Here is a 6,374-nt window from a genome sequence, read left to right on the forward strand (position 1 = left end):
CGACCGGGTGCCGCCGACGCCGGCCGGGCTCGGCGACCCCGGCTACCTGGTGCTGCACCCCGGTTCGGCGGTGCCGAGCCGGGCCGTGCCGCCCGACCTGGCGGCCCGGATCGTGCGGACGCTCACCGCCGCCGGCCACCGGGTCGCGGTCACCGGCGGACCCGACGAGACGGCGCTGACCGCCCGGGTGGCCGGTGACACCGGCATCGACCTGGGCGGCCGGACCGGCCTCGCCGACCTGGCCGCCGTGCTCGCCCACGCCGGCGCGCTGGTGGTCGGCAACACCGGGCCGGCGCACCTGGCCGCCGCGCTGGGCGTGCCGGTGGTCAGCCTGTTCGCCCCCACCGTCCCCTACGGACAGTGGGGGCCCTACCGGGTGCCGACGGTCCGGCTGGGCGACGCCGCCGCCCCCTGCCGGGACACCCGGGCCACGGTCTGCCCGGTGCCCGGCCACCCCTGCCTGTCGGCCGTCGAACCGGGTCGGGTCCTCGACGCGGTACGCCTGCTGGGCGTCCCCGCCGACGTGCCGCCGCCCGTCGGCGCGGTCGGGGTGACGCCGGTGCCGGCCGGGCGGGGGAGCCGGCGATGAACATCCTGCTCTGGCACGTGCACGGCTCCTGGACCACGTCCTTCGTGCACGGCAAGCACCGCTACCTGGTGCCGGTCACCCCCGACCGGGGCCCGTACGGGCTGGGCCGGGCACGCACCTACCCGTGGCCGGACAGCGCCGTCGAGGTGACCCCGCAGCAGTTGCGCCACGCCGATGTCGACGTGGTGCTGCTGCAACGCCCCGAGGAGTACGACCTGGCCAGACAGTGGCTCGGCCGGGCGGTGCCGGCGGTCTACGTGGAGCACAACGCCCCGAAGGGCGACGTGCCGAACACCCGGCACCCGATGGCCGACCGGGACGATCTGCTGCTCACCCACGTCACCCACTTCAACGAGCTGTTCTGGGACAACGGGACCACCCGCACCGCCGTCGTCGAACACGGCGTGGTCCCGCCAGCGGTGACCTGGACCGGTGAGCTGGACCGGCTCGCCGTGGTGATCAACGAGCCGGTACGCCGGGGGCGGATCACCGGCACCGACCTGCTCGCCCGGTTCGCCGGGATCGCCCCGCTGGACGTCTACGGCATGAAGGTGGCCGGGCTCGCCGACCACCTCGGACTGCCGGCCGACCGGTTGACCAGCCACGACGACGTCCCGCAGCACCGGATGCACGCCGAGCTGGCCCGCCGGCGGGCCTATCTGCACCTGTGCCGGTGGACCTCGCTGGGGTTGAGCCTGATCGAGGCCATGACGATCGGCATGCCCGTGGTCGCGCTGGCCACCACCGAGGCCGTGGAGGCGGTGCCGCCAGGGGCGGGGGCGCTGTCCACCCGGATCGACACCCTGCTGGCCGCCGCCGCCCGGTTCGTCGCCGACCCCGCCGAGGCGCGTCGCGCGGGTGCCGGGGCGCGTACCGCCGCGCTGGGCCGTTACAGCCTGGACCGTTTCCTCGCCGACTGGGACCGCCTGCTGGAGGAGGAAGTATGCGCATCGCGATGATCTCCGAGCACGCCAGCCCGCTCGCCGTGCTGGGCGGTGAGGACGCCGGTGGGCAGAACACGCATGTCGCGGAACTCTCCGCCGCGCTGGTGGCGGCCGGCCACGACGTCCGGGTCTACACCCGACGCGACGCCGTCGACCTGCCGGTCGCCGTCCGCGCCCCGGACGGGTACGAGGTGGTGCACGTACCCGCCGGCCCGGCCGAGCCGGTCGCCAAGGACGCCCTGCTGCCGCACATGAAGGAGTTCAGCCACTGGCTCACCGGCCGCTGGCGGGGCGGGGACTGGACGCCGGAGGTGGTGCACGCGCACTTCTGGATGAGCGGGCTGGCCGCGCTGGCCGCCGGCCGGCAGACCGGGGTGCCGGTGGTGCAGACGTACCACGCGTTGGGCACGGTCAAGCGGCGTCACCAGGGGGTGCAGGACACCAGCCCGGCCCGGCGGATCGGCTACGAACGGGAACTGGGGTGCGCCGTCGACCGGGTCGTCGCCCAGTGCCGCGACGAGGTCGGGGAACTGGTCCGCCTCGGCGTCCCCCGGTCCCGGATGACCGTCGTGCCGTCCGGGGTGAACCTGGACACCTTCGCCCCGCTCGGCCCGGCCGTCGACCGCGACGCCGACCGGCCCCGGGTGCTCACCGTCGGCCGGCTGGTGGAACGCAAGGGCTTCCAGACGGTGATCCGGGCGATGGCGCTGGTGCCCGACGCCGAGTGCGTGGTCGTCGGCGGGCCGCCCGCCGGGCTGCTGGAGACCGACCCGTACGCCCGGCGGCTGCGGGCGCTCGCCCGCACCTGCGGGGTCGCCGACCGGGTCCGGCTGGTCGGGGCGGTGCCCCGGGAGGAGATGGGCCGCTGGTACCGGTCGGCCGACGTGCTGGTCGCCGCCCCCTGGTACGAGCCGTTCGGGCTGACCCCGCTGGAGGCGATGGCCTGCGGGGTGCCCGTCGTCGGCACGGCGGTCGGCGGCATCCGGGACACCGTGGTCGACGGGGTGACCGGTGACCTGGTGCCGGCCCGGGACCCGCAGGCGCTGGGCGACGCGCTGGCCGGCCTGATCGACGACCCGGCCCGCCGCTACGGCTATGCCACCGCCGCGTTGCAGCGGGCCCGCCGCAGCTACTCGTGGGCCACCGCCGCCGACCGGTTGACCGAGGTGTACGCCGAGGTCGCCGCCGTACGCAGGCCGAGCCGGGTGGTCGCCTGATGACGACCTCGACCCGGGCGGCGCGGGCCGGCCTGCTCGACGCCCACCTGACCCTGCTGGCCGAGGCGCTGCTGCCGTACCGTGCGGCGGAGCCGTTGCTGGCCCGCTGGGGCACCGAACTGGCCGGCATCCTGGTCGGCGGCGGGCGGTTGCTGGTCGCCGGCAACGGGGGCAGCGCCGCCGAGGCCCAGCACCTCACCGCCGAACTGGTCGGCCGGCTGCGCGACGAGCGCCGGCCGCTGTCGGCGATCGCCCTGCACGCCGAGACCTCCGCGCTGACCGCGATCGGCAACGACTACGGCTACGACGAGGTTTTCGCCCGCCAGGTGCGGGCCCACGGCCGTCCCGGCGACGTCCTGCTGCTGATGTCCACCAGCGGGGCCAGCGGCAACCTGCTCGCCGCCGTGGCGGCCGCCCGGGAGGCCGGGCTGCGCTGCTGGGCGTTCACCGGCCCGACGCCGAACCCGCTCGCCGACGCCTGCCACGAGGCGCTCGGCGTCGCCTCGCCGGACAGCCAGGTGGTGCAGGAACTGCACCTGGTCTCCACCCACGTGCTCTGCGAGTACGTCGACCGGGCGCTGCCCACGGCGTTGACCGCGCTGGCCGGCCAGGCGGCGGCCGCCGAGGTCGCCGCGTCGCCGGCCCGGCCCGTGGACCCGGCGGCGGACGTTCCGGTGGCCGACGACCCGCCCGGCCCGCCGGTGGCCGACGGCGGGCCGGTACGGGCCGGGGTGGAGGTGGTCGTCGACCCGGCGGCCGACGGACGGCGCGGGGACCCGGCGTGAGGGGCCCGCTGGTGGTGGTCGGGGACACCCTGCTCGACCGGGACGTCGAGGGGGTGGTGAACCGGCTGTGCCCCGACTCGCCGGTGCCGGTGCTGGACGAGACGGCCGCCGCCGACCGGCCCGGCGGGGCGGGCCTGGCCGCCGTCTTCGCCGCCGCCGCAGGTGCCGAGGTGGCGCTGGTGACCGCGCTCGCCGACGACGCCGGGGCGGCCCGGCTCAGCTCCCTGCTCACCGCCGCCGGGGTGCAGGTGTACGGGCTGCCGCTGGCCGGGGCGACTCCGGAGAAGGTCCGGCTGCGGGCCCGGGGCCGGGTGCTGCTGCGCCACGACCGGGGTGGCGCGGCGGGGGAACCCGGCCCACCCGGCGAGGCGGTGCTGCGGCTGCTCGCCGGGGCGTCCGCGGTGCTGGTCAGCGACTACGGCCGGGGGGTGGCCCGACAACCGGCGCTGCGGGCGGCGCTGGCCGCGACCCGCGCCCCGGTGGTCTGGGACCCGCACCCCCGGGGCCCGGTCGCGGTGCCGGGGGTACGGCTGGTCACCCCGAACGAGCCGGAGGCCCGGGAACTGGCCAAGGTGCCGCCGGGCGGGTCCCGGCTGGCGGTCGCCGCCCGGGCCGGCCAGGGGCTGCGGGAACGCTGGCGGGCCGGCGCGGTGGTGGTGACCCTCGGAGGCGACGGCGCGCTGCTCTGCTCCGCCGGGGCGACGCCGCTGATGGTCTCCGCGCCGGTCAGCGCCGAGGGGGACACCTGCGGGGCGGGGGACCGGTTCGCCTCGGCCGCCGCGGTGGCGCTCGCCGGGGGCGCACTGGTCTCCGAGGCGGTCCAGGCGGCCGTCGGGGCGGCGTCGGCGTACGTGGCGGACGGCGGGGTGGCCGCCGCGCTGCCCGTACCGGTGCGGGACTGCCCGCCGGTGCTGGTCGGCGGCGGGGAACGGATCGGGGCCGCCGCAGCGGGCGCGGTGGTGGCCGAGGTCCGCGCGGCCGGCGGCACCGTGGTCGCCACCGGGGGCTGCTTCGACCTGCTGCACGCCGGGCACGTGGCGACGTTGCAGGCCGCCCGGCAGCTCGGCGACTGCCTGGTGGTGTGCCTGAACTCCGACACCAGCGTCACCGGCCTCAAGGGCCCCGACCGACCGGTGATCCCGCAGGGCGACCGGGCCCGGCTGCTCGCGGCGTTGAGCTGCGTCGACGCGGTGGTGGTCTTCGACGAGCCCACCCCGCACGCGACCCTGGGCTGGCTGCGGCCCGACATCTGGGTCAAGGGCGGGGACTACGCCACCGGCGTCGACGACGAGCCGACCCTGCCGGAGGGCGAGCTGCTGCGCCGGTGGGGCGGGGACAGCGTGGTGGTGCCGTACCTGGACGGGCGCTCCACCACCGACATGATCGCGGCGGCCCGGGGTGAACGCCGACGCACCGGCCGGCCGGAACGCGCCGGGTCCCCGGTGGGCCCGGCGCATCCGACGACGGAGGGAGCACGATGAGCAGCAGTCCACCCGGTGCCGGTCCGGCCGTCCTGGTCACCGGCGGGTCGAGCGGCCTCGGCGCGGCCGTGGTCACCGCCGTCGCGCGGGCCGGCGGACGACCGCTGGTGCTGGACCGGCGACCCCCCGACGACGGGGTGCCGTGGATCGAGTGCGACCTGGCCGACACCCGGGCCGCCGAGGAGGCCACCCGGGACCTGGCCGAGCGGGTCGGCGGGCTGGACGCGGTGGTGACCGCCGCCGGCATGGACGTGCCGGGCAGGCTGGCCGACGTCCCCCGCGACACCTGGGAACGGATCGTCGTGGTGGACCTGCTCGCCACGGTGGCGGTGGTCCGGGCCGCGCTGCCCTACCTGGAGGCGTCGAGGGGCAACGTCGTCACGGTCGCCTCCACCCTGGGCGTCAAGGCGGTCGGGGACGCCACCGCGTACTGCGCGGCGAAGTTCGGCGTGGTCGGGTTCACCCGGTCGCTCGCCGCCGAGCTGGCCGGCAGCGTCGGGGTGACCCTGCTCATCCCCGGCGGCATGCGGACCGCCTTCTTCGACGACCGCGACCCGCAGTACCGGCCGGGGCCGGACGCGAAACTCAACGACCCGGCCGACACCGCCGCCGCGATCATGTTCGCGCTGTCCCAGCCGCCCGGCAGCGCCGTGCGGGAACTGGTGGTCTGCGCCGAGCAGGAGACCTCGTACCCGTGATCCTGGTGCTGCGGGCGCTCGGCGTCGGTGACCTGGCCACGGCGGTGCCCGCCCTGCGTGCCCTGCGGGCCGGGCATCCGGGCGAGGAACTGGTGCTGGCCGCGCCGGCCTGGCTAGGCCCGCTGGTCGAGCTGGTCGGCGGGGTCGACCGGCTGCTGCCCACCGACGACCTCGGCCCGCCGCCCTGGCCCGTCCCCCCGTCGGCCGGCCGGTCGTCGCCCGGCGCGCCGCCGTGGTCCGGGCCGCCGCCGGAGGTGGCGGTCAACCTGCACGGACGCGGGCCGCGTTCGCACCGGATGCTGGCCGGCGCGGGCCGGCTGGTGGCCTTCCGGTGCCCGTCCGCCGGGCACCGCGACGGCCCCGACTGGGACGACGACGAGCACGAGGTGGACCGCTGGTGCCGGCTGCTCGACTGGTACGGCATCCCGGCCGACCGCACCGACCTGGCGTTGCACCGGCCACCTGCGGGCCGGCTGCCGGCCGGGGTGACCGTGGTGCACCCGGGCAGCAAGGTCGAGGCGAAGCGGTGGCCGGCGGACCGGTTCGCCGCGCTGGCCCGGCGGCTGGCCGACCGGGGGCACCGGGTGGTGGTGACCGGCTCGGCCGGCGAACGGGAACTGGCCGCCCGGGTGGCGGCCGGCGCGGGCCTGCCCGGGTCGG

7 protein-coding genes are annotated in these 6,374 nt (G+C 77.5%); all 7 read left to right on the forward strand.

Features of this window, described 5'->3' with window-relative positions; translation table 11 throughout:
- Positions 1–589: glycosyltransferase family 9 protein (locus H1A17_RS32965; RefSeq protein WP_194823717.1), on the forward strand; the 589-nt coding region annotated here is incomplete at its 5' end.
- The gene (locus H1A17_RS32970) at positions 586–1,548 is read left to right on the forward strand and encodes a glycosyltransferase (RefSeq protein ID WP_194823718.1); all 963 of its coding nucleotides are present in this window, start codon (positions 586–588) and stop codon (positions 1,546–1,548) included. The genes H1A17_RS32965 and H1A17_RS32970, both read left to right, overlap by 4 nt.
- Positions 1,533–2,750 carry a glycosyltransferase gene (locus tag H1A17_RS32975; protein ID WP_194823719.1) on the forward strand — a complete coding sequence of 406 codons (1,218 nt, stop codon included), beginning with the start codon at positions 1,533–1,535 and terminating at the stop codon, positions 2,748–2,750. Before H1A17_RS32970 ends, H1A17_RS32975 begins: the two co-directional genes overlap by 16 nt.
- On the forward strand, positions 2,750–3,535 hold the full coding sequence (locus tag H1A17_RS32980) for an SIS domain-containing protein (protein WP_145918839.1): 786 nt from the start codon (positions 2,750–2,752) through the stop codon (positions 3,533–3,535). Before H1A17_RS32975 ends, H1A17_RS32980 begins: the two co-directional genes overlap by 1 nt.
- On the forward strand, positions 3,532–5,016 hold the full coding sequence (locus H1A17_RS32985; protein WP_145918840.1) for a PfkB family carbohydrate kinase: 1,485 nt from the start codon (positions 3,532–3,534) through the stop codon (positions 5,014–5,016). The genes H1A17_RS32980 and H1A17_RS32985 overlap by 4 nt, the downstream gene beginning before the upstream one ends.
- On the forward strand, positions 5,013–5,714 hold the full coding sequence (locus tag H1A17_RS32990) for an SDR family oxidoreductase (protein ID WP_194823720.1): 702 nt from the start codon (positions 5,013–5,015) through the stop codon (positions 5,712–5,714). Before H1A17_RS32985 ends, H1A17_RS32990 begins: the two co-directional genes overlap by 4 nt.
- Positions 5,711–6,374: glycosyltransferase family 9 protein (locus H1A17_RS32995; protein WP_194823721.1), on the forward strand; the 664-nt coding region annotated here is incomplete at its 3' end. The genes H1A17_RS32990 and H1A17_RS32995, both read left to right, overlap by 4 nt.

This window comes from Micromonospora sp. S-DT3-3-22 (assembly GCF_015354745.1).
Classification (GTDB): domain Bacteria; phylum Actinomycetota; class Actinomycetes; order Mycobacteriales; family Micromonosporaceae; genus Micromonospora; species Micromonospora wenchangensis.